The 23,700-nt window shown below is 55.4% G+C and carries 15 protein-coding genes; 10 read left to right on the top strand and 5 right to left on the bottom strand.

Annotated elements, in window-relative coordinates; translation table 11 throughout:
* Window positions 1-16 precede the first annotated feature (16 nt).
* The 5 genes from CLV58_RS06485 (at window position 17) to purQ (ending at window position 6,442) form a co-directional block, all read left to right on the top strand.
* A complete protein-coding gene (locus CLV58_RS06485) occupies window positions 17-2,047 on the top strand; it encodes a S9 family peptidase (RefSeq protein WP_106136965.1) in 2,031 nt (676 codons plus the stop codon).
* A 403-nt stretch (window positions 2,048-2,450) separates the two neighbouring features.
* Window positions 2,451-3,761: an adenosylhomocysteinase gene (gene ahcY, locus CLV58_RS06480; protein WP_106136964.1), complete on the top strand. Its 1,311-nt coding sequence runs from the start codon at window positions 2,451-2,453 to the stop codon at window positions 3,759-3,761.
* Between the two features lie 258 nt (window positions 3,762-4,019).
* A complete protein-coding gene (locus CLV58_RS06475; RefSeq protein WP_106136963.1) occupies window positions 4,020-4,763 on the top strand; it encodes a 5'-nucleotidase C-terminal domain-containing protein in 744 nt (247 codons plus the stop codon).
* On the top strand, window positions 4,741-5,667 hold the full coding sequence (locus CLV58_RS06470) for a bifunctional metallophosphatase/5'-nucleotidase (protein ID WP_106136962.1): 927 nt from the start codon (window positions 4,741-4,743) through the stop codon (window positions 5,665-5,667). The genes CLV58_RS06475 and CLV58_RS06470 overlap by 23 nt, the downstream gene beginning before the upstream one ends.
* 85 nt (window positions 5,668-5,752) lie before the next feature.
* On the top strand, window positions 5,753-6,442 hold the full coding sequence (gene purQ / locus CLV58_RS06465; RefSeq protein ID WP_106136961.1) for a phosphoribosylformylglycinamidine synthase subunit PurQ: 690 nt from the start codon (window positions 5,753-5,755) through the stop codon (window positions 6,440-6,442).
* 189 nt (window positions 6,443-6,631) lie between these two features.
* On the opposite strand, the gene CLV58_RS06460 is transcribed toward purQ, so the two are convergent.
* Entirely contained in the window at window positions 6,632-8,146 is a 1,515-nt protein-coding gene (locus CLV58_RS06460; protein ID WP_106136960.1) for an NADH-quinone oxidoreductase subunit N, read from the bottom strand.
* A 152-nt stretch (window positions 8,147-8,298) separates the two neighbouring features.
* The gene (locus CLV58_RS06455) at window positions 8,299-9,108 is read right to left on the bottom strand and encodes a TerC family protein (protein ID WP_106136959.1); all 810 of its coding nucleotides are present in this window, start codon (window positions 9,106-9,108) and stop codon (window positions 8,299-8,301) included.
* A 26-nt stretch (window positions 9,109-9,134) separates the two neighbouring features.
* Between CLV58_RS06455 and CLV58_RS28285 the strand changes: the two genes are divergently transcribed.
* From CLV58_RS28285 to tamL, 3 genes are all read left to right on the top strand, one after another.
* Window positions 9,135-9,281 carry a hypothetical protein gene (locus CLV58_RS28285; protein WP_170108656.1) on the top strand — a complete coding sequence of 49 codons (147 nt, stop codon included), beginning with the start codon at window positions 9,135-9,137 and terminating at the stop codon, window positions 9,279-9,281.
* Between the two features lie 140 nt (window positions 9,282-9,421).
* A complete protein-coding gene (locus tag CLV58_RS06450) occupies window positions 9,422-14,509 on the top strand; it encodes a translocation/assembly module TamB domain-containing protein (protein ID WP_106136958.1) in 5,088 nt (1,695 codons plus the stop codon).
* 166 nt (window positions 14,510-14,675) lie between these two features.
* On the top strand, window positions 14,676-17,075 hold the full coding sequence (tamL, locus tag CLV58_RS06445; RefSeq protein ID WP_106136957.1) for a translocation and assembly module lipoprotein TamL: 2,400 nt from the start codon (window positions 14,676-14,678) through the stop codon (window positions 17,073-17,075).
* Window positions 17,076-17,184: 109 nt separating this feature from the next.
* Here the strand turns inward: tamL and CLV58_RS06440 are convergent, their stop codons facing one another.
* On the bottom strand, window positions 17,185-17,892 hold the full coding sequence (locus tag CLV58_RS06440; RefSeq protein ID WP_106136956.1) for an arylesterase: 708 nt from the start codon (window positions 17,890-17,892) through the stop codon (window positions 17,185-17,187).
* 144 nt (window positions 17,893-18,036) lie between these two features.
* Between CLV58_RS06440 and CLV58_RS06435 the strand changes: the two genes are divergently transcribed.
* Window positions 18,037-18,705 carry an ABC transporter ATP-binding protein gene (locus CLV58_RS06435; RefSeq protein WP_106136955.1) on the top strand — a complete coding sequence of 223 codons (669 nt, stop codon included), beginning with the start codon at window positions 18,037-18,039 and terminating at the stop codon, window positions 18,703-18,705.
* 88 nt (window positions 18,706-18,793) lie between these two features.
* Window positions 18,794-21,352: an ABC transporter permease gene (locus CLV58_RS06430; RefSeq protein ID WP_245882240.1), complete on the top strand. Its 2,559-nt coding sequence runs from the start codon at window positions 18,794-18,796 to the stop codon at window positions 21,350-21,352.
* On the opposite strand, the gene CLV58_RS06425 is transcribed toward CLV58_RS06430, so the two are convergent.
* A complete protein-coding gene (locus CLV58_RS06425) occupies window positions 21,349-21,987 on the bottom strand; it encodes a GDSL-type esterase/lipase family protein (protein WP_106136954.1) in 639 nt (212 codons plus the stop codon). The genes CLV58_RS06430 and CLV58_RS06425 overlap by 4 nt on opposite strands.
* A gap of 143 nt (window positions 21,988-22,130) precedes the next feature.
* A complete protein-coding gene (locus tag CLV58_RS06420; protein WP_106136953.1) occupies window positions 22,131-23,462 on the bottom strand; it encodes a UDP-N-acetylmuramoyl-tripeptide--D-alanyl-D-alanine ligase in 1,332 nt (443 codons plus the stop codon).
* Between the last annotated feature and the right edge of the window lie 238 nt (window positions 23,463-23,700).

Here is a 23,700-nt window from a genome sequence, read left to right as displayed (position 1 = left end):
CAAACCATATCCTCCCATGAGAATTAATCTGTATCGCCTGCTGCTGGTTGTCGGCCTGCTGGTGCCACTGGCCACGCAGGCACAGCAACCGGCAATCATTGACCGGCAACTACTTTTCGGCGATCCCGAAATTTCGGGCGCTCAACTGTCGCCCGATGGTACATTCATGTCGTTCATCAAACCCTACAAGGGTACCCGGAATATCTGGGTGAAACGTACCGCCGAACCTTTTGAAGCCGCCAAGCCAATGACCGCTGATACGACGCGGCCGGTACGGGGCTACTTCTGGTCGCGGAATGGTAAGTACCTGCTGTACTCGCAGGATAAGGGGGGCGATGAGAACTTTAACGTGTACGCGGTCAACCCGGCGGAGACGCTGAAGCCCGGTCAGGACGTACCGACTGCCCGCGATCTGACCCAGCTCAAAGGGGTTCGGGTTGCTATCTACAACGTACCCAAAACCGATCCCAACGCGCTGTACATCGGTCTGAACGACCGGGACAAAGCCTGGCACGATCTCTACAAACTAAACATTGCGACCGGCGAACGGACACTGCTCCGCAAGAACACGGGCCGTATTTCGGGCTGGAATTTCGACTGGAACGATAAAGTTCGGATGGCGAGTCGGTCCCCGCAGGATGGTAGTACCGAACTACTGCGTGTCGACGGTGATTCACTGGTGAAAATATACAGTACCACCCTCGAAGAAGCCAGCTACGTGGCTGGTTTTCATAAAGACAACAAGCGGGTGTATCTGGTGACCAACAAGGGTAACCGTGACCTGACCCAGTTAGTGCTGTTCGACCCCGCCACGGGTAAGGAAGAACCGATTGAGACGGACCCCCTGAAGCGGGTTGACTTCGGTGGTATTGCACTGTCTGAGGTCACCCACGAGCCTATTTACACCACCTACACCGACGACCGGCTGCGTCGAATCTGGAAGGACAAAGCGTTTGAAAAAGACTTCGCCCTGATTCAGGCTAAGCTGCCGGGAGCCGACCTGTATCCAGCTTCGTCGACCGATGATGAGCAGTTGTGGCTGATTGTGGCAACAAGCGCGACCGATCCCGGCGCCACCTACCTGTTCAACCGGAAAACCAAGCAACTGACGCTGCAATACCGCCCCCGCCCGAACCTGCCTATCGCCGACTTGGCACCGATGACGGTCGTACGGTACAAGTCATCGGATGGACTGGAGATTCCGGCCTACCTGACGCTGCCCAAAGGCGTGCCCGCGAAAAATCTGCCGCTGATCGTGTTTCCACACGGTGGTCCGTGGGCGCGCGATGTCTACGGCTTCAACGCCTTTCACCAGTTTCTGGCTAATCGGGGCTACGCGGTGTTGTCTCCCAACTTCCGAGCCTCGACCGGCTTTGGCAAGGCATTCCTGAACGCCGGTAACAAACAGTGGGGCGACAAGATGCAGGACGATATTACGTGGGGGGTTAAGGAGATGGTCACTAAAGGCATCGCCGATCCGAAACGGGTTGGTATCATGGGTGGTTCGTACGGAGGCTATGCGACCTTGGCCGGGGTGACGTTCACGCCCGATTTGTACGCGGCTGCGGTAGCCATTGTCGCGCCGTCGAATCTGATTACACTGCTCAAGTCGATTCCACCTTATTGGGAAGCGGGTCGCAAGCAGTTTTACGAGCGCATGGGCGACCCCAATACGGCTGAAGGCAAAGCGCAACTCGAACGGCAGTCACCCCTGAACTCGGCTGGTAAGATCAAAACGCCGTTGATGGTGGTGCAGGGGGCCAACGACCCGCGCGTCAACAAAGCGGAATCGGATCAGATTGTGGTTGCGTTGCGCGACCGGAACTACCCGGTACAATACATCTGCGCCCCCGACGAAGGACACGGTTTTGCCCGACCCGTCAACAACATGGCGATGCTGGCGGCTGCCGAGAAGTTTCTGGCTGCTCAGCTGGGCGGACGTTATCAGGAGTCGATGCCTGCCGACGTCGCCAAGCGCCTGACCGAAATTACGGTCGATCCCAAAACAGTAACACTTTCCAAAACGGAAACAGCCGAGAAGAAATAAAACCTGTAACGGTAGCCCATCCCCACGCTACGGTGGTCGCCGGCGTGGGGATGGGTTACTACGATCCGGGGCTGTTAACAAACAGGACATGCGGTGAACTTAGGCAATTGTGTCGGTCGTACAAAAGGTATTCACCGATTGAAGAATAGCGGAGTCTGGATGCATGCGAACGGTTGTCTGGTCTGCTTTCGGTTATGCATTTCTACGCGTAAAAAGAATTGACCATCAGATCACTAGCGCCCGGTTAGCCTGAAGCGCGCAGCAGTCGCCGTATAAAAACAAAAGTGATACATCGGTACCAGCATTTGGGCCGACTTGCGTAGATTTGCACTTTACTAAGAAACCGACTGCTTCCAGTAGTACAGCCAAACTGGCTTAAAGACAGAATCTTACTAGTACAATTATGCAAACATCAACGTACGTTCCGTACAAAGTAAAAGACATCGCGCTGGCCGATTGGGGTCGGAAAGAGATCAAACTGGCCGAGGCTGAAATGCCGGGTCTGATGGCGCTGCGTGCCGAGTATGGTCCGTCGAAGCCACTGGCTGGTGCGCGCGTCGCTGGTTGCCTGCACATGACCATTCAGACCGCCGTGCTGATCGAGACGCTGGTTGAACTGGGTGCTGACGTAACCTGGTCGTCGTGCAACATCTTCTCGACGCAGGATCACGCGGCTGCTGCTATCGCGGCTGCTGGTATTCCGGTGTACGCCTGGAAAGGCATGAACGAAGAAGAGTTCAACTGGTGCATTGAGCAAACATTGTTCTTCGGTGAAGATCGTCAGCCCCTCAACATGATCCTCGACGATGGTGGTGACCTGACCAACATGGTGTTCGATCAGTACCCAGAGTTGATCCAGGGTATCAAAGGCTTGTCGGAAGAAACGACGACGGGTGTTCACCGCCTGTACGAGCGGATGAAAAACGGTACGCTGCACCTGCCTTCAATCAACGTTAACGATTCGGTAACGAAGTCGAAATTTGATAATAAATACGGTTGCCGCGAATCGCTGGTCGACGCAATCCGTCGGGCTACCGACCTGATGCTGGCCGGTAAAGTAGCCGTTGTTGCTGGATACGGCGACGTGGGTAAAGGCTCGGCTGAATCGCTGCGGGGTGCCGGTTGCCGCGTACTGGTAACCGAAATAGACCCGATCTGTGCGCTTCAGGCAGCTATGGATGGTTATGAAGTCGTTCCGATGGATGAGGCTGCCACCCGCGCCAACATCTTCGTTACCGCTACTGGTAACGTCAACATCATCAAGGAGCGTCATTTCAAAGCCATGAAAGACAAGGCCGTCGTATGTAACATCGGTCACTTCGACAACGAGATCGACATGGCGTGGCTGAATGGCGCGTATGGTAGCACCAAGAGCCAGATCAAACCACAGGTCGATATGTACGAGATCGACGGTAAAGAGATCATCGTACTGGCTGAAGGTCGTCTGGTAAACCTGGGTTGCGCCATGGGCCACCCCTCGTTCGTGATGTCGTGTTCGTTCTCGAACCAAACGCTGGCACAGCTCGAATTGTGGGCAAACTCGGACAAGTACGAAAACAAAGTATACGTGCTGCCGAAGAAACTCGACGAGAAAGTAGCGGCCCTTCACCTTGCCCACGTTGGTGCCAAACTGGAACCGCTGGAGCAGGAGCAGGCCGACTATATCGGCGTATCGGTAGAAGGTCCGTTCAAAGCGGAAATGTACCGGTACTAGACCGCTGATTGTCTTGTCTTGAACTGTGATTCTTGTGATTGCACTGATTAACTATGATTCTTGAGGAATCAGTGAAATCAAATAAATCACACGAATCACAGTTCAAGACGAATCAAAGTTCAGGACAAAAAAAGCGTAGCCCGTTTCGGTGCTGCGCTTTTTTTATGCCCTGACTTGCCGAACTTGCAACAGATTGTCACGGCTTGATCGGGTAAGTTGATTAAGTCGTCGGCATAGCTCTTAGCTTGTAAACGGTACATGAAAAAATACGTGTGTCTGCTGGTGCTGGTTGTACTAGCAGCCTGCCAGCCGAAAGGATATCAGCTGGTGAATCGAACGGCCCAGCGTATCGGTGTCGACTCACTGACGGCGTCGGCCGATAGCAGTGTGGTCCGGTTCCTGCAACCGTACCGCGAGGGGCTGAACCGAAGCATGAATGAGGTGCTGACTCACGCGACCGCCCGAATCGAGAAAGGACAGCCCGATGCTGCCCTCAACGACCTGTTGAGTGATGCATTACTCCAACAGGCGCGTCTCCGCTACGGCAAACCCATCGATATGTCGCATCTGAACTACGGGGGAATTCGTAACAACCTGCCCGAAGGAGACATAACCACCGGATCTATTTTCGAGGTAATGCCGTTTGACAATCAGCTGGTTGTGTTGACGCTTCGGGGCGATATGCTGCAACAGTTACTCGATCATTTCGCCAATGGCGATAAACTGGTCGTCGGTGGCATTCGCGCCAAGGTTCACAACGGACACGCGCACGATGTAGTCTTTGGTAATGGCCGGACGCTGCAACCGGCCGAACTGTATACCGTAGCGATGAGCGACTACATTGCCGACGGGGGCGACAATGCCGGTTTCCTCAAAAAGGCCGTCAAGCGCGAAACGCTGACCTATCTGATTCGTGATGCACTGCTTGATTACTTCCGGCAGCAGGGCAAGACTGGACAACCCATAAAACCCATTTCTGATGGACGCATCAGCCTCGACTAGACGCGATTTTCTCAAACTGCTGGGGACGGCTGCCGTGATCGGTGCTACGACGCCCGACCTGCTTGCCGGTACGGGACATAAAGGGCCTGTCCGCCTGACGATTCTGCACACCAACGACGTCCACAGCCGACTCGATCCGTTTCCGATGGATGGAGGGCGGAATGCTGGTAAAGGTGGTGTAGCCCGTCGGGCGACGCTGATCGAGCAGATTCGGCGGCAGGAAAAACACGTACTGCTGTTCGATGCGGGCGACATTTTCCAGGGAACCCCGTATTTCAATCTCTACAAAGGCGAACCCGAAATCCTGGCGATGAACCGCCTGGGGTATGATGCCGGCACGATAGGCAACCACGACTTCGACGGCGGAATCGATAATATGGTGACGCAGTTTGGCAAGGCGACATTCCCAATGCTGATTGCGAACTACGACTTTAAAAATACGGTGCTGGACGGCCGCACGAAGCCCTACAAGGTGTTCGTGAAAGATGGCATTCGGGTGGGTGTGTTCGGACTGGGTATCAAGCCGGAAGGGCTGATTCCCAAAGATGCGTACCGCGAAACGGTGTATCTCGACCCGGTCGACGTGGCCATGACTACCGCGCAGCAGCTCCGGCAGCAGGAACGCTGCGATTACGTGGTTTGTCTGTCGCACCTTGGCTATAAGTACGAGGGACCAACCATTTCGGATACGGTACTGGCCGGCAAAACACGCAACATCGACCTGATTATCGGTGGGCATACGCATACCTTCCTCGATGCACCCGTTGCCATCACTAACCTCGATGGACAGCCGGTTTGGGTGAATCAAGTCGGTTTTGCCGGTATCAACCTAGGACGGCTCGACCTCACCTTCGAACGAGGAAAAGCAGCACTGACCGGCCAATCGCTCGAAATAAAGGCGTAAATTTGCCCGATCAACGAGTGATTGAATGAGTAAACAGCCAGGTACTCAATCATTCCATCACTCACTCATTCAATCATTGACTTCTATGAAATTTGGCGTTGTTGTTTTCCCCGGTTCGAACTGTGATCAGGATGCGGTCGATGCGCTGACGCTGATGGATCAGCAGGTAGTAAAGCTCTGGCACAAAGACCACGACCTACAGGGCTGTGATTTCATTATTCTTCCCGGTGGCTTTTCGTACGGTGACTACCTAAGAACGGGCGCTGTTGCCCGCTTTTCGCCCATTATGAACGAAGTGATTGCCCACGCCAAGCGGGGTGGTTACCTGATGGGTATCTGCAACGGCTTTCAGATTCTGGCCGAAGCCCGGCTGGTACCCGGTGTTCTGTTACGCAACACAAGTCAGAAATACGCCTGCAAAAACATTTATCTCAAGCCACAATCGTCGGATGCGCTGCTGACGGCCGGTCTTGATAAACCGGCTTATAAAATTCCCATTGCGCACGGTGACGGTCGTTACTTCGTCGATGCCGACACGCTGAATGAACTGAACGACAACGGTCAGGTGCTGTTTCGCTACTGTGACGAGTTCGGTAACGTTGGCGATGATAGTCACAACCCTAATGGCAGTATCGATCACATTGCCGGGGTCTGTAATCTGGAAAAGAACGTGTTCGGCATGATGCCACACCCGGAACGCGCAGCCGACCCCATGCTGGGCAACACCGATGGCCGGCTTATCCTGGAGCAGCTACTAAAGGGCGCGCTGGTATAACTATCGCGACTACTCATAAAAAGAGCGCTACTCATTGATGGGCGCTCTTTTCTTTTAGCGACGGTTTCCAACTGTTAAACTGATGTATCGCTTGGCTCCCCGCTCGTACGTACATGATGGGCGGCTGACGGTCAAATCATGCAACGGCGGATTGAGAAGACGAACACACTACGTACTCTCGATACGCTCTCACAAACCAGCAATCCAGTTTGTCAGCAGGTCGGGGCGTAGGAAGAGGAGCAGCGTAATTAGCGCCAGCGCTACCGACAGACCCGTAGCAAACCGGGGAAGCGAAGCGGGAACTGCAAGATTCGTCGGTGCGGGTCGGAAAAAGAGCAGAAACGGAATCCGTACGTAATACACCAGTGAGATCAGGGCGTTGAGTAGGCCTAGTCCGAAAAGGGTGAGCAGCCACGGATCGTTGCTGCGCTGATAGGCCTCGAACAGGGCGCTGAACGAAAGAAGCTTGGCCGTAAAGCCTACCGTCGGTGGCAGACCCGTCAGGGCCAGCATGATAATTGTCAGCGCCACCGCCAGCAGCGGTTGGCGGGAGCCTAGTCCGGCAAACTGATCCATGCTGAGCGAATCGCTACGCTGACTACGGGCCAGTAAGTCAATGAGGAAGAACGCGCCCAGCGACATAAACAGGTAGGTGCCCGCATAGAAAAGCACCGCATTGAAACCGGCCGGATTCAGCGCGACGACCCCAACCAGCAGAAAACCGGCGTGGGCAATGCTCGAATACGCCAGCAGCCGTTTGGCGTCGGTTTGGCGCAGGGCGGTCAGGTTTCCAATCAGTATACCCGCCAGCGCCAGGATGGCCAGTGGCGTTTGAAGCGTGGTGATCGTCGCGCCCCCCGCCGGCCCGTTGACGGGCAGGGCCGATACCAGACGCAGGAATACCAGCACGGCGGCTGCTTTGGGGGCAACGGAGAAGAAGGCCGCAACGGGTACGGGGGCCGCTTCGTAGGCGTCGGGTGTCCAGACGTGGAACGGTACACCCGCGAGTTTGAACAGGAGTCCTGCCAGCGTAAGCAGCATCGCTACGGTCGCTATCGGTGCGTCCTGCTGCGACAGGCCGATACCAAAATTATCAGCGGTCAGGTCGAGGGTGCCGGTCATACCATATAGCAGCGACATACCATACAGCATGACTGCCGAACTGACAGCACCAAACAGCAGGTATTTAATCCCGCCTTCCGACGCTTTCCGGTCGGCGTTGAGGGCCGTCAGCAGGTACGAACAGATCGACACCAGTTCGATACTCAGGTAGATGCTCAGCAGGTTGACCGACAGGGTCATCAGGAACATCCCGAGTGTCATTGCCAGCACCAGCGAATACCACTCAACGGGTAATCGATTGCCAACCGGTCTGTCAGCCGCGCTGTTTACCGACGCTTCGTAGGCCAGTACCAGCACGGCGCTCAGTACGATAATCAGTTGAAAATAGACCGCCTGATTGTCGACAAACAGCAGGTGCGTAAACAGGAATCCCCGCGCGGGTAATACCGCAACCCAGATGCCCGCTACGATCAAACTGCCGATACTGAGTCCCGCCAGCCACCGACGCCGGACGCCCACATTTGTCCGTAGCAGGAGCAGTTCGGCCAGCAGCAGGCCACAAAACGCTACCGACAGCCATAGCTCCGGGCCGAAGCCGCCCAGGCTGTTGAGAATATCGGTAAGTTGATCGGAGAGAGACAAAATCGGTGTTCGGTTTACAGTATTCGGTTTACGGCATTCGGTGGTTTTGGTCTTTCAGTATACGGGGCGGAACGGTACACGAGTAGCTCGTGGGTTACGCCTGGCGAACAACACCGTGTGATGACCACCGTAGACGGTATACCGAGAAACCGTTATACCATTCCGTCCCGTCCCGGCTGCCCATCGTAGGGGCGGAGCGTGACGGGTTTTTGCGTCTTGCGCAGCCGGATGTTGAGAAACTCAACCAGCAGCGAGAACGCAATGGCGAAGTAAAGATACCCCTTCGGCACTTCACCCACGTGTTGTTCAAAGATAACGACTTCCGATAGGTGAGCGCCCTCGGCTACCAGCATGAAGCCGATCATAATCAGGAAGGCTAGCCCCAGCATCTGAATCGTGGGGTGCTCGTTGACGAATTTACCGACGGGGCCGGCAAAGAACATCATGATACCAATCGACAGAACGACCGCGATCATCATGATCGTTACGTTCTGCGTTAGCCCGATGGCCGTTAGAATCGAGTCGATCGAAAAGACGATGTTGGTAATGGCGATCTGCGTCACGACGCTCGAAACAGTGGCTTTTCCTTTCGTGGCGTCGGCCATTTCCTCGGCATCGCCTTCGAGTTTGTGGTGAATCTCCGACGTTGCTTTGTAGAGGAGAAATAGCCCTCCGGCAAACAGAATCAGGCTTTGCCCGGTCAGTTCGGCCCTGAACCAGCCGGCGTCGATATGGGTAAATGGCTTACTCAGCGAAATGACGAACGATATAACGGTCAGCAGCGCCAGCCGGAAGGCCATCGCCAGGATAAGGCCGATGTTGCGGGCTTTACCCTGATCCTGTACCGCCAGCTTGTTAGCCGCGATGGAGATAAAGATAATGTTGTCGATACCCAGGACGATTTCCAGAAACGTCAGGGTAAGTAAGCTAACAATAGATTCGGCCGTAAACAGGTCGCTCATGGATCAGGAGAACGAAAAAAAACCAGATGGTTGACCGCAAAAGTACCGGCTGTGGGGCGGGTCTGCAACAAACCGGCGAAGAAAGGACGACTGGTCTGACGAAAGGTTTCCGCGACCCATCAGGCGGTAATTTTGCCCTGCTGGGCAACAAAGTCGGCATTTGGTTTGTATAAGGCAGATAAGAGATGCCGTCGGTCAGGTAACATAATTCCTACCTGACCCGTTATTACCGTAGCGCTTTATCAACTAGTGCCGCCCTGTATCGTCGGCTTGTTAATCGACTTTCCACCAGCCGATTCGCTATCTATACTGAATGTCTGCCCCTAAAATACTTGTTCGTGTACTGCTTGGTTTGCTAGCCCTGATCCTGCTCGTGGCGGGATTCGTCGTTTTGATAGCGACCACTCCCTGGGGGCAGCAGTTCGTTACGAAACAGGTCAATTCATACCTGGCCAACCGGCTGCAATCACCGTTTCGTATCGGGCGGGTCAGCTACGAAATCCCCGATTATATCCAGCTCACCGACGTACTGTTTATTACGCCAAAAGGTGATACGCTGATCGACGGTGGCAAAATGCGCGTGGATCTGGATATGTGGGGGTTGTTGAACAACAAGCTGGCTATCAATCAGATCGATTTCGAAAAGGTCAGTCTGAATATTAACCGGACGCTGCCCGACACGACATTTAATTTCCAGTACATCATCAATGCGTTCGATACGGGTACAGCCCCCGAACCCGCCGATACGGTGTCGACCCCGATGGCGATCAACCTCACGGGTCTATCGTTGAAAGACGTTCGTATTCGGTACCACGACGATGTCGTAGGTGCCGACGTAAATGCGTACACGGACAGCCTCCGGGTTAACTTCGATGAAACCAACGTATACAAGTCGATTTATCGGCTGAAAGACGTCACGGGAAACGGGCTGAATGCGTCCGTGCGGTTGTACGAAGGATTACCAACTCCGCCCAGTCCGCCGTCGGCCCCCGACGATACGCTGAATATTGGCCTGGGGAAATGGCAACTCAACCGGACAAAGTGGGACGTTCGCGTCGAGACGGCTGACTTTCGAACGACTGGTAACGTCGGACGTCTGGCCATGGAGTCGGACTATTTTTACCTGAACGGCGAAAAAATTGGTATCAAATCGCTGGCGCTGACGAATGGCGACGTTACGGCCACACTGCTCAAACCCACGCGAAAAGCGACGCCATCAGCGCCAAAATCAACAACTGGCGCATCCACGCCGGGCGCATCCACGCTGGGCTGGCAGGCGAAGCTGACCAACGTACGGTTTGCCAATAATCGAATTCGATACGACGATGAAACGGCACCCCGACAGGCGCGAGGACTCGACTACAGTCATCTCGACCTGCGCGATTTAGGTATCGACGGTCGTTTTCTAATGTACCGTGATTTAGGGGCTAAAGGCCAGCTCGTTAGCGGGCAGCTACGTAACGGGCGCTTCCGGTCGAGCAGTGGCTTTTTCCTGCAAAAGCTGGAGGGCGATGTGTTGTACAATGACAAGACAACATCTGTCACACGGCTTTACGCGCAAACTCCGACCAGCCTGATCCGCGACCGGCTGGTGCTGAAATACGATTCGCTGGCGCAACTGTCGGACCCACGTTTTGCCCGGCGAGTCAGTGTCAATGTCAACCTGAAGCAAAGCCGGTTGTCGGTAGCTGACGTACTGCAACTGGCTCCCTTCCTGGCCGATACGCCCCCGTTTAACAGTCCGGGCGGGGTGTTCCGGGCCAACGCTACGGCCACGGGTACGCTGGCTGCGTTGAATCTGCCCCGGCTCGAACTGGACATGCTGTCGGGCACACGCATTGCCGCAAGCGGGCGGCTCACCAACGTTACCGATCCCGACCGGATCGGCGTCGACCTCGACATCCGCGAGGGAACGACCAACCTGGCCGACATCAACCGGCTGGCTCCGCCGGGGTCTATTCCATCGACCATCGACTTACCACCCAACTTACGGCTGACCGGGAAGATCAGCGGTGCGCTGAACAACCTCGACTTGAACGCTAATCTGGCGACGGACTGGGGAACAGCGGGATTCGACGGCCAACTGGCTGGCTTCGTAGCTGGTAAAAATCAGACCTACAAGGGTACGCTGAACCTGACGGATTTTGACGCCGGAAAGTGGACGAAGCAGACGGGTACGGTCGGCAAGATTACCGGGCGGGCTACGGTCAATGGGCGCGGCATCGACGTGAACACGTTAAGCACAACCTTCGACCTGGCCATTCAATCGGCTGATCTGAACGGCTACGTCTACAAGAATCTGGATGCCGAAGGGAAACTGACCAATGGGCTGTTGGCGCTGACGGGTGGGCTGAAAGATCCGAATGCCAACCTGAATCTCGACATCAATACCAATCTTAAAGGGGAATTTCCCAGTGTCGCGGGGAAAGTGTCGATTACCGAGCTGAACCTGAAACCACTCAAGCTGTACAGCGATCCGCTGTCGCTTAAGGGCGACATCAATCTGGATATGACATCGACTGATCCGGCACGACCAGTCGGAACGGTATCGGCCAGTGATGCGGTGTTGACGCTGAACGGTACCCGCTACCCCGTCGATTCACTCTACGCAAGACTGACAGCTGACGGAAACAATAAAGGTGTACTGGCGGCCATCCCCGGTGCCCGGCTGCGGCTGAACGGACAGTTCGCGTACGATCGACTCTACGACATCGTCGTTGGCGAGATTAGTCGCTACATAGCCGTTCCCGATCTGACCTACAAAAAAGTAACGACGCCCTACGATTTTACGCTGAATCTGAAGGCGTACCAAAATCCCCTGTTTCGGGCCTTCGTACCGGAACTCACCCGGCTCGACACCGTGCGGCTAAATGCCCGACTCGATAGTCAGGGGGGCGGGATCGCAAATGATACGTCGCTGGTGGCTACGCTGAAGACGGGTGTGGTTGTGTACGATACGACAACCATCAAATCCAGCAATTTCGTATTGCGGGGTAATGGTCGTCAACTGGCTGTCGATGGAAACGTTTCTGGTGCCGTTTACGATGGTACGAACATTGGCCCGACCAGCCTGACCGGTACCGCGCAGAACAACCGCTTTCAGTTTGGACTGGTTAGCAAAGACTCCCTTGACCAGAATCGCCACGGACTGGCTGGTACGCTCAGTGTTGTCGACAAGAACTACCGATTCCAGTTTGCCCGACGGGGATTGCTGACTAACTACGAGCAGTGGACGGCCGATACCAGTGGGTTTGCGCAGTACGGTAAAGACGGCGTGCTGGTCGATCGAATACGTCTGGAAGCTGATAATCAGTCGCTGGAAGTAAGCAGCACCGAACCTTATGGTAACGCGCCCCTGCGGGTGACGACACGGGCAATCGAACTGGCTAATCTGGCGCGGCTAACCGGGCAGGATACAACGCTGGCGAGTGGGCAGCTCAACGGTACGATTGTCGTACGCGACTACATGGCGGAGGACAGTCAACTTGCCTTCATCGGGTCAATCTACGTCGATAGTCTACAGGTGATGCAGAAACCCATCGGTAACCTGACTGCCCGGTTCAACAACACGTCTGATGGAAAGATCAACGTCAACACGGTGTTGGCGGGGCCGTACAACGATGCTACCGTAACGGGCTTTTACAACCCGGACGATGCGAAGCAGGCACTAAATCTGGCTATTAACCTAAAGCGGCTGGACGCGCGTACGATCGAAGCGTTCAGTTTTGGTGAATTGCGGCAGGCGAAAGGACAACTGACGGGTGAACTGAACGTAGCGGGCTCGACCAGCAACCCCAAACTTGATGGAAGCGTAAACTTCGATTCCGTCGCATTCAACATTAAGCAGTCGAACGCCACCTATTTTATCGACAAAGAAAAAGTAGGCTTCTCCGGTCAGACAGTTACGCTCGACAACTTCACATTGCGCGATACCCAGAACCGCACGCTTGACGTCGATGGGACCGTAGTACTGAAAAATCTGCCTGACGCGACGTATAACCTGCGCGTACGAACCAGTGGTTTTCAGGTGCTGAATGCGGCCCGTAAAGACAATGACTATGCCTATGGTCAGGCGTCGGTTAGCGCCGATCTACGGATTCGCGGAGCGGGTACGAGTCCGGCGGTCGTGGGTAAAATCAGGCTGGAGGATGGTAGCAAAATAGCCGTTGTGCTGCCCGACGAATCAATCGCTGCGGAGGAAATGAACGGTATCGTCACGTTCGTTAATCCGAAAGATTCGCTGGCGCTGACTAAGTACCTGTACGCATCCAAGAAAGACACGACACAGCGCAAGCTCTCGTTCGACAACCTGAATAACGCCAACATTTCGCTCGATCTGGAAGTCGATGAAAAATCGGAACTGACCATTGTCGTCGACGAGCTGAACGGCGACTACCTGCGGGCGCGGGGCAATGCCCAGCTTAATGTGACGGTAACGCCGGCGGGCGAAATCTCCGTGCTGGGCCGCTACGACGTGACGGAGGGTGAATACTCACTAACGTATCAGATTCTGAAACGGCAGTTCGAGCTTCAAAAAGGTGGCTATATCAGTTTCACCGGCGACCCACTCAAAGCCGATATCAACCTGACGGCCGTTTACAAGGTGTCGACACCCGCCGGTGATCTGGTTGGTAGTGAGTCGAGCGCCTTACCTGCTGTGGCAGCTAAACGTAAGCTGCCGTTTGAGGTGTTGCTGACGATCTCTGACAACCTGGAGTCGCCAAAACTTACCTTCGATATTCAATTGGAAGAGGGGCAGGGTAGTTCGACTACAGAACTGGCCTCATCGATCGAAGCCAAGCTGAAATCGTTACGGCAGGATCAGACCCAGATCAACAAACAGGTATTTGCGCTGCTTGTACTGAACCGGTTCCTGCCGGAAAATACGTCGGATTTCTTCTCCGGTTCCAACAACGGTGGACTGGATACACAGGCCGAAGGTATCGCCCGGAGCAGCGTGAGCAAACTGATTTCCGATCAGCTGGGGCGACTGGCGTCGAACGTGCTGAAAGGGTTCGATGTCGACTTTAACTTGCTGTCGCAGACGGGGAGTACCAACACCGGCGGTACAACCAACGGGGCCCGTACGGACCTGAACATCGGTCTGTCGAAGAGTTTCCTCGAAGGCCGGATCACCGTAGCGGTCGGGCGGAACTTCCTGCTCGAAAACGCAGCCAATAGCGCAACCCGCAACCCCAACGAAATATTCGACAACGTATCGGTGAACTATAACCTGACTCGTGACGGACGTTACGTGCTGCGGGGCTACCGAAACAACGACTACCAGGCAATTCTCGACGGCTACATCATCGAAACGGGGGTCGGTTTCGTTATCACGATTGATTACAACACGCTATCTGACCTGCTGCACCGTTCTTCCGGCTCGTCGGCAGCCAATTAAGACCGGTTCACGGTTTACAGTGTTCGGTTTACGGTGGTCACCGTGGTGTGGCTCGTTGTATGGCGGACCAATGGGTCGATGACTTGCGCATGGCCTTCGAATAAAGTGGAAGGGCCGCAGGTCATGAACCAAATACTGTAAACCGTAAACCGTAAACTGCACAGTTATGTGGATTTATCAGTACCTGACGTATTATCGAAACTGGCTAAACGACCGGCGCAGGGCGGTAGGGCGGTTGCTGCCCATCGGGGCGGTGCTGCTGCTGTCGGCCTGTAATGTTGGACGGCACCTGCCTGCCGGTGAAAAACTGTACGCAGGTACCGATATCAACATCAACGCTGATTCGACGGTCTCGGCAGACGAGCAAACAACGCTAAAAACAAAGTTGCAGGAACTGGCCCGCCCCCGGCCTAACTCGCAGCTGTTTGGCTTTCCGTACAAAGTCGCCCTGTATTACCTGTTTGGTGAGCCGAAGAAAGAGCACGGTTTTCGAGCCTGGTTTCGCCGGAAGTTTGGTGCTGAACCCGTACTGGCCAGTGCGCGGGCCATCGGCGCCAATGCCGCCGTATTCACCGGTACGCTGAAAAACGAAGGTTATTTTGAAGCCACGACATCAGGCGAGTTGAAAGAAGACGGGTACAAGGCGCGGGGTGTTTACCAGGTCAATGTTCCCCAGCGGTTTCTGGTGGACTCGGTGGCGATTACGATTCGGCAGGAGAAAGACACGGTGCGTCGGGTGATGCAGGCGACGGCCGGACGAACGGTCATCAAAAAAGGGGACCCGTGGCGGCTGGACGCAATCAAGATCGAGCGCGAACGCATTAGTCAGGCTGTCAAGCAGCGGGGCTTTTACTACTTCCAGCCCGACTATATCAAAGTACTGTCGCTGAACGATACGGCCCGGCATCGCGCCAATCTCTATTTCGCGCTCGATCCTGCCATGCCCGAAGCGGCTGGCGTACCGTACTCGATCCGCAACGTATACATTTACCCCAACTACGACCTGTCGTCGGCCCGTGCCGATACGAATCTGCGGAAGTCCTACCAAACCGACGAGGATTTTGTCGTTGTCGATTCAAGCCGACAGTTCAATCCCAAGCTGTTTCGTGACATTGTGGCTGTGCGACCAGGCCGGCGGTACAGTTCGCGGGCGCAGGATTTGACCTTACAGCGGTTTATCAACGTGGGCGCATTCAAATTCGTCCGAAACCGGTTTGCCCCGGATGAACAGGGTGATTCGGCGGTTCTCGACGTGCATTATTACCTGACGCCATATCCGTCGAAATCGATTCGACTGGAACTGGACGGAACGTCGCGCTCTAACAACTTCAACGGTACACAGGCGACCGTAAGCTGGCGTAACCGCAACGCACTGGGCCGGGCCGAACTGCTGACAATCAACGCCAGTGCCGGTATCGAATTTCAGGTTAATTCGGGCGAGCAGGGTGTGACCAATTATCGCTTCGGTACCGATGCTACACTGACCTTTCCCCGATTAGTAAGCCCGTTCCGGTTTACCTATGATCAGCGGGCCGCTTTGCCCAGAACGAACGCAACAATCGGCTATCAGCTGATCAAGCGAGGTGGCCTGTATGACCTTAACTCATCACAGATTACGTTTGGCTATGCCTGGCGCCGAAATCAAAAAATAGAACACATCTTTCAGCCGTTCAACATCAATTACATTTCAATATCAAACGTTGACCAAGCTGTATACGATACGCTAATCAGCTCTGATGTGCCTAAAATTATTAAGCAGCAATTCCTCAGTATTCTGAGGAGTGATCAGCTTATTTTTAGCACGCTCTATACGTTTAATTACAACTCGTCGCCCCGATCGAACTCGCCGAACTCATTTCTGTTGACTGCGAACGTTGAACCTGCGGGTAATCTGGCAAGTCTATTTCTGCGAAAGCCGTTGGAGAACGACCCACTACGCAACGGTATTTTTGGTGTTCCTTTCGCTCAGTTTATCCGGGCCGACGTTAATGCTCGATTTTACCGTAAAATGACGCCTAAACTGACTTGGGCGAACCGGTTATTTGCCGGTGCAGGCTTTACATACGGTAATTCACAGGGTTTTCAGATTCCATTTACCAAACAGTATTTTGTGGGTGGTATCAATAGCATTCGCGCCTTCCGGCCCCGTGCGCTTGGACCAGGGACTATTCCCCGTGATACGATCACTACATCAGCTCCGTTTCAGGACGGCGGGGGCGACATCAAGTTGGAAGCCAATACTGAATTTCGGTTCAAGTTTAACAAGTACCTGGAGGGTGCTGCCTTCGTTGACGCTGGTAATATCTGGACCTATACCAATATTGGTGTTTATGGTGAGGGCTCTGAATTCACCAGTGATTTTTATAAACAGATCGCCGTCGGCGCAGGCTTAGGTGTTCGGCTGGATCTATCGTACTTCCTGGTTCGACTTGATATTGCTACGCCCCTCCGCAAACCGTACCAAGTAGAGGGTAGTAACTGGGTTTTTGACCAGATTAACCTCAGAAGCAGTGCCTGGCGACGGCAGAACCTTGTCTTCAACATCGGCATCGGCTACCCCTTCTAAGTGTAGCCCAGACCTCCCGGTCTGGAGGCCGTCAGGCCAACTGCTACGGGCGGCAGCTTTTTGGTCGCTATCGCGCCCTCCAGACCGGGAGGTCTGGGCTACACACTGTCTATAAAATCGGTTGAAGCACCTGCCAGACGGTATTGGCGACGATACGGTGGCCGGCCACGGTGGGGTGAATACCATCCGGCTGATTCAGCTTTTGAACACCCCCCACACCCTCTAGCAAAAAGGGAATCAGCACTAGCTTGTTTTTATCGGCCAGTTGCTTGTACAGCTCGCGAAATTCGTTGGCGTAGGTCGTTCCCATATTGGGCGGAATTTGCATACCGGCCAGTACGATTTGCGCCTGCGGACTTTTCGCCCGAACCGTGTCGATGATCGCCTGTAAATTTTGCCGCGTGGCCGACAGGGGTAAGCCGCGTAGACCATCGTTACCGCCCAGTTCCAGCACGAATACGTCGACGGGTTTGCGGAGTACCCAGCCAATCCGGCTTTTCCCACCGGCGGTAGTCTCACCGCTCAAGCCGGCATTGACGATTGAGTAACCCAGTCCCAGCGAGTCGATTTTTTTGCCAATTAGCGCCGGAAACGCCTGACTCGGTTCGACGCCATATCCGGCCGTCAGGCTGTTGCCGTAAAATAGAATCGTCTTTTTGGGGGCCGAATCCGCCGGTTTCGTAGCAGTAGGCTTAGCCGAAGACGTCGTGGTTTCTGCGGTCGATTCGGTTTTCGAATCCGACGACCCGCAACCGGTAACCACTGACAGTAGTAGCCAGCCGCCTATCACGGAACCAGCTAATCGGGAGAACTTCATAGGAGAAATGGAAGTTAGGTTTACGGTATTCAGTTTACGGTTTTCTGAGCCATGCAGCGCTCGAACGATTGCCTGTCACCTGAAAAATCAGGTCACGACATACCACCGTAAACGGTAAACCGAATACCGTAAACCAATTGTTCAATGAGCATACTTCGCGTTGAGGATCTGACCCGCACCTATTCCAGTGGCGGGCGCGATCTGACCGTGTTGCATGGGGTCAGTTTTGCGATCGAGCCCGGTGATACGTTTTCCATTGTTGGTCCGTCGGGATCGGGTAAGACGACCCTGCTTGGTCTTTGCGCCGGCCTGGATCGCGCTACGTCGGGCAGCGTGTATCTGAACGATATTCGACTTGATACGCTCAACGAAGACCAGCGGGCCGCTATCCGTAACCAGTACGTTGGCTTCATCTTCCAGAATTTCCAGCTCCTGCCCACGTTGACGGCCCTCGAAAATGTAATGGTGCCACTTGAGCTGCGTGGTGAGAAAGGCGCGAAGCAAACGGCGCAGTCGCTGCTGGAACGGGTAGGACTGGGGCAGCGCGGACACCATTATCCTACGCAGTTGTCAGGGGGGGAACAGCAGCGCGTGTCGCTGGCCCGCGCCTTCGCCAACCGTCCCAAAATCCTATTCGCCGATGAACCGACCGGTAACCTCGACACCGACACCAGCGCCACCGTCATCGACCTCCTATTTGAACTCAACCGCGAAGCCGGCACAACGCTCGTACTCGTCACCCACGACCTCGACCTGGCCGCTAAAACCAACCGCATCATCCGCATCAAAGGCGGAACGATGGCCAACGGTTGAATGAATGAGTGATAGAATGATTGAATAGGCTGACGCATGCTACCATTCAATCACTCAATCACTCAACAATTCGATCACTCAATCATGTATGAATACCTCCTGGCTTTTCAAGATGGCGTGGCGCGACAGTCGCCGGAGCCGGCAGCGGCTACTACTGTTTATGTCGGCGATCGTGCTGGGCATTGCTGCGCTGGTCGCGATCAATTCGTTTGGTGATAACCTGGCCCGGAGTATCGACGAGCAGGCGCGCGAACTACTGGGTGCCGACCTGACGCTGTCGTGGAGCCGAACGCCAACAAAACGCATACAGCGGCTGCTGACATCCATCGGTCAGGATCGGGCTTATGAAGTGGCGTTTCCGTCGCTGGTGTCGATTCCACGAACGGGTGGCGTGCGGCTGGCGCAGGTGAAAGGGCTGGAAGGCCGCTTCCCGTATTATGGCGACTGGGAAGTGGAACCGCGTTCGGCCATTGCCACGTTTCGGCGGGCCGATCAGCAGGTGGCGCTCGTCGACGATGCGCTGCTCGTGCAACTTGGTGCGCAGCCTGGGGATTCGGTACGGCTGGGTGAATTGTCGTTTTTGATTGCCGGACGAGTCGAGAAAACGCCCGGTCAGGCCGCGATTGCCGCTACGGTGGCCCCCACGGTGTTTGTACCAAACCGGTATCTGGCCGGAACCGGATTGCTACAGCGGGGTAGCCGGGTGAGTTACAAATACTACTATCAGTTTGCGCCCGGCACCGACGTTGCGCGGGCGATTCGTCCCGTCGAACGACGACTGGAACGGGCGGGTATCAATACAGATACCGTAGCTGATCGTAAGCGACAAACCGGCCGTGCGTTTGGCGACCTGACCAAATACCTGAGTCTGGTGGCGTTTGTTGCCCTGCTGCTGGGTTGCGTGGGTGTTGCGAGCGCCGTGCAACTGTATGTGAAGGAAAAAGTAGCGTCGGTCGCTATCCTACGGACGCTAGGGGCAAGCGGTCGGCAGGCGATGCTGATCTATCTGTTGCAAACGGCGATCATGGGGCTGATCGGCGCGACGATCGGGGCAGTGCTGGGATCGGTAGTTCAACTGGCGCTGCCGCAGGTCTTCGGTCGCTTCCTGCCCATTGCCGTGCAGACTACCCTGTCGGTGCCGGCGGTGATGAGCGGTATCGGAACGGGCGTGCTCATTTCAGTCCTGTTCGCGCTGCTACCGCTGTTGAGCATTCGCAAAGTTTCCCCGCTGCGTACGTTACGTTCCGCCTACGAAGCTGATACGGCCGGTCGTGATCCCCTTCGCTGGCTGGCCTACGGGTTGATACTCGCGTTTATCATTGGTTTCGCCTACTGGCAAACGCGAAATCTGCAACTGGCGGGCTGGTTTACCGGCGGGCTAGTCGTAGCGTTCAGCGTGCTGACAGCCGTGTCGTTGGGCCTGATCTGGCTGGTCCGTCGACTGTTTCCAACAGCCTGGAGTTACGTCTGGCGGCAAAGTCTGGCGAATCTGTACCGGCCGAATAACCAGACCGTTATTCTCGTGACGGCAATCGGGCTGGGCGCGTTTCTGATTGCCACGCTGTATCTGACGCAGGGACTATTACTGAGTCGGGTCGAGTTGTCGGGGAGTGGACAGCAGCCGAATATGGTGTTGTTCGATATTCAGAACGAGCAGATTGCCGGCGTGCGTGACGCGGTACGGGAACAGAAACTGCCTATACTTCAGGAAGTGCCCGTCGTAACGATGCGACTGACGGGTATCAATGGTCGAAGCAGTGCCGCCGATACCGCCAAACCCATCGATCAGCCCCAGCAATCCGCCCGCACCGACACGACCGGACCGCCACCGTGGGCGTTCACCCGCGAATACCGCGTTACCTACCGCGATTCGCTGATTTCGTCGGAAAAGCCGGCTTCGGGCCAAGGCCCTTATCAGGCGAATGGCAACGTGTACATTTCGGTCGAAAAAGACTTCCTGAGCCGACTGCGGGCGAAGATTGGCGATACGCTCGACTTCAACGTGCAGGGATTACCCCTGCAAACCATCATCGGTGGCACACGGGAGGTCGACTGGAACCGGGTACAAACTAATTTTCTGGTGGTGTTTCCGGCGGGTGTGCTCGAACAGGCACCCCAGTTCCGCGTGCTGATGACCCGCGTGCCCGACAACCAGACTTCGGCCCGGTTGCAGCGCGTGCTGGTGAGTCGCTTCCCAAACGTATCGGCAATCGACCTCGGCCTGATTCTGAAAACGCTGGATGAAATACTGGGTCAGATTTCGTTCGTTATCCGGTTCATGGCGCTGTTCAGTATCCTGACGGGGCTACTCGTACTGAGCAGTTCGGTCGTCCTGAGCAAATACCAGCGATTGCGCGAAAGCGTGCTGCTACGAACGCTTGGTGCGAGTCGCAAACAGATCCTACAGATCACCGCCATCGAATACGGACTGCTGGGGTTTCTGGCTGCTCTATCGGGTATCCTGCTGTCGATAGCCGGGACGTGGTCGCTGGCGCGGTTCGTCTTCGAGGTGCCTTACCAGATCGACCCGTTGCCCTTGCTCGTTGTGGCCACCACCGTCACGGTACTAACCTTGTTGATCGGGTTGTTCAACAGTCGGGATGTGTTGGCGCGTTCGCCACTGGACGTGCTGCGGGGGAAAGGCTAGCGTAGATACGGCTTCACGACCGGTACCCATTTGGCATAACCCGACGGATTCATGTGCAGGCTGTCGGCCAGAAACAGCGACCCCATCAGGTGTCCGCTGGCATCGTTCATAGCCGGTCGGATGTCGATGAACCGGGCGTTTTTCTGTTTCGCCAGATAGTTCTTAATCAACTCGTTGGCTTCCTGCACAACCGGCCAGTATTTCCGGCGCGACGGGCTAAGTTTGATCGAGATGAAGTCGAACGGAACGTTGGGCTGATGCTGCCGCACGTAGGTAAACAGATCGACCAACCGCTGACAGGTTTCCTGGGCCGAGTGGTCGTTGGCGATGTCGTTTTCGCCCGCATAGACGACAACCTGTTTGGGTTTGTAGACCAGGATGACCTGATCGGCAAAATGGCGTACGTCGCTCAGCTCAGAGCCACCAAACCCCCGATTCAGCACGGGTTTGCCCGCGAAATCCTGCGCCAGGGAACCCCATTTGACGATTGATGAGCTACCGGTAAAGACAATGGGCCGACTGGGTGGGGGCGTCTGTCGGTCGGCAGCCTCAAAAGCCGCAATATTGCTGTCAAACTTGTTTTGCGCCAGCGTCAGCCGGCTTACGAACAGGAGGGCAAGGAAGAAAAAGCGCATAGTTTTTAGTAGGATTAATGTAGAGACGCGATCGCACCGGCGACCCGGCCTTCGCGTCTCACCGCCGGAGGGCTACCGCCGGATGACTTGGCTACCGCCGGTAGTTGCTGACGCGTAATAAGACGCGACCCTTCGCGTCTCTACTATATAAACGGCACGACGCTTTCCAGTCCCATGCCGCGCGACCCTTTGATCAGGAAATGCGTATCGGTCATGGGGTGGTCCATCACCCAGTTGTGCAGTGAAAACTTGTCGGGGAAATAGTAGGCCGTCGGTAGCGATTCCAGCGCGTATTTCATGTCTTTACCGGCTAGTAACACTAGATCGAATTTGGCGTCGGCGATGAGTTTACCGAGGGCTGCGTGTTCGGCTGCGCTTTCGTCGCCCAGCTCGTACATATCGCCCAGAACCACGACCTTGCGCGGAGCCGTCATAGCCGCAAACTGCCGGATAGCGGCCGCCATCGAACTGGGATTGGCGTTATAGGCATCGAGCAACACAGTGTTGCTGCCCCGAAGCACCACCTGCGAGCGATTGTTCGTCGGGTTGTAAGCAGCAATGGCCTGATTAGCTTCCGCGACCGTCACACCAAACTGATAGCCGACGGCCATAGCCGCCAGCATGTTGTCGAAGTTATACTGGCCCGGCAGGTGCGTCACCGTTTCACCCGTCGCATCACGGTACGTTACCGGCGATTCAGAAAGGAGTTCGATTTGAGCGCCGGCCGGTTCGTCGGCGGGGTAGAAAATGACGTTGGCGAAGGTGTTGTCCGAGCGGGTCGTTTTCAATCGTTCACGGTACATCGTCATCAGCACTTTGTCGCGCGAATTGATAAAGACCGTGCCGCCCGTCTCGATCAGGTAATCATATAGTTCGCCCTTGCCCTTGCGCACACCGGCAATACCGCCGAACCCTTCCAGGTGCGCCTTGCCGACGTTGGTCAGCAGACCGTGGGTGGGCTGGGCAATGGAACACAACAGGGCAATTTCGCGCTGGTGGTTCGCGCCCATCTCCACGACCGCCATTTCATAGGCCGGTCCGTCGCCCTCAGTCCGGATCGACAGGATCGTCAGCGGTACACCGATGTGGTTGTTGAGGTTACCGACCGTCGCGTAGGTGCGGAATCGGGTCGACAGTACAGCCGCGATGAGTTCTTTCGTTGTTGTTTTGCCGTTCGATCCCGACAGGCCGACTACGGGAATCGTCAGCGTCTGCCGGTGGTGCCGGGCCAGGTCCTGTAGGGCCAGTAGTCCATCCTCAACCAGCAGGCAGCGCGGCTGCTGACTGGCGACGGACGGGTCGTCGACAACGGCGTATTTCGCACCGGCAGCCAGTGCCTGTTCAGCAAACTGATTCCCATCGAACGACGCGCCTTTGAGGGCGACAAACAGCGAATCGGGGGCAATTCGGCGTGTATCGGTCGACACACCAGAGCATTCCAGAAATTTATCGTACAGGGCAGGCGTTGATGTCATGTCAGGTAGACGTAAACGGGATTCTTCTTCGTTTTCTTTCCGATATGTTATTACCCCCCGCCCCCTAAAGGGAGAGAAGTTCATCCGCAGAATACTCCCCCTTTAGGGGGCGGGGGGTAAACGGGCCAGGATCTTAACAGCCTTGCCCTTTAGTGGACGAGACGGTTGGCCGCTGCCTGGTAAACGGGGCGTTTTGGCTATCGGTACCCGAACGTATTGCAAAGGAAACTCAAAAGTA

Source organism: Spirosoma oryzae (assembly GCF_003002825.1).
GTDB lineage: Bacteria > Bacteroidota > Bacteroidia > Cytophagales > Spirosomataceae > Spirosoma > Spirosoma oryzae.
Note: the sequence above shows the minus strand (reverse complement) of the source record. Positions and strands in the feature narration are given on the sequence as shown.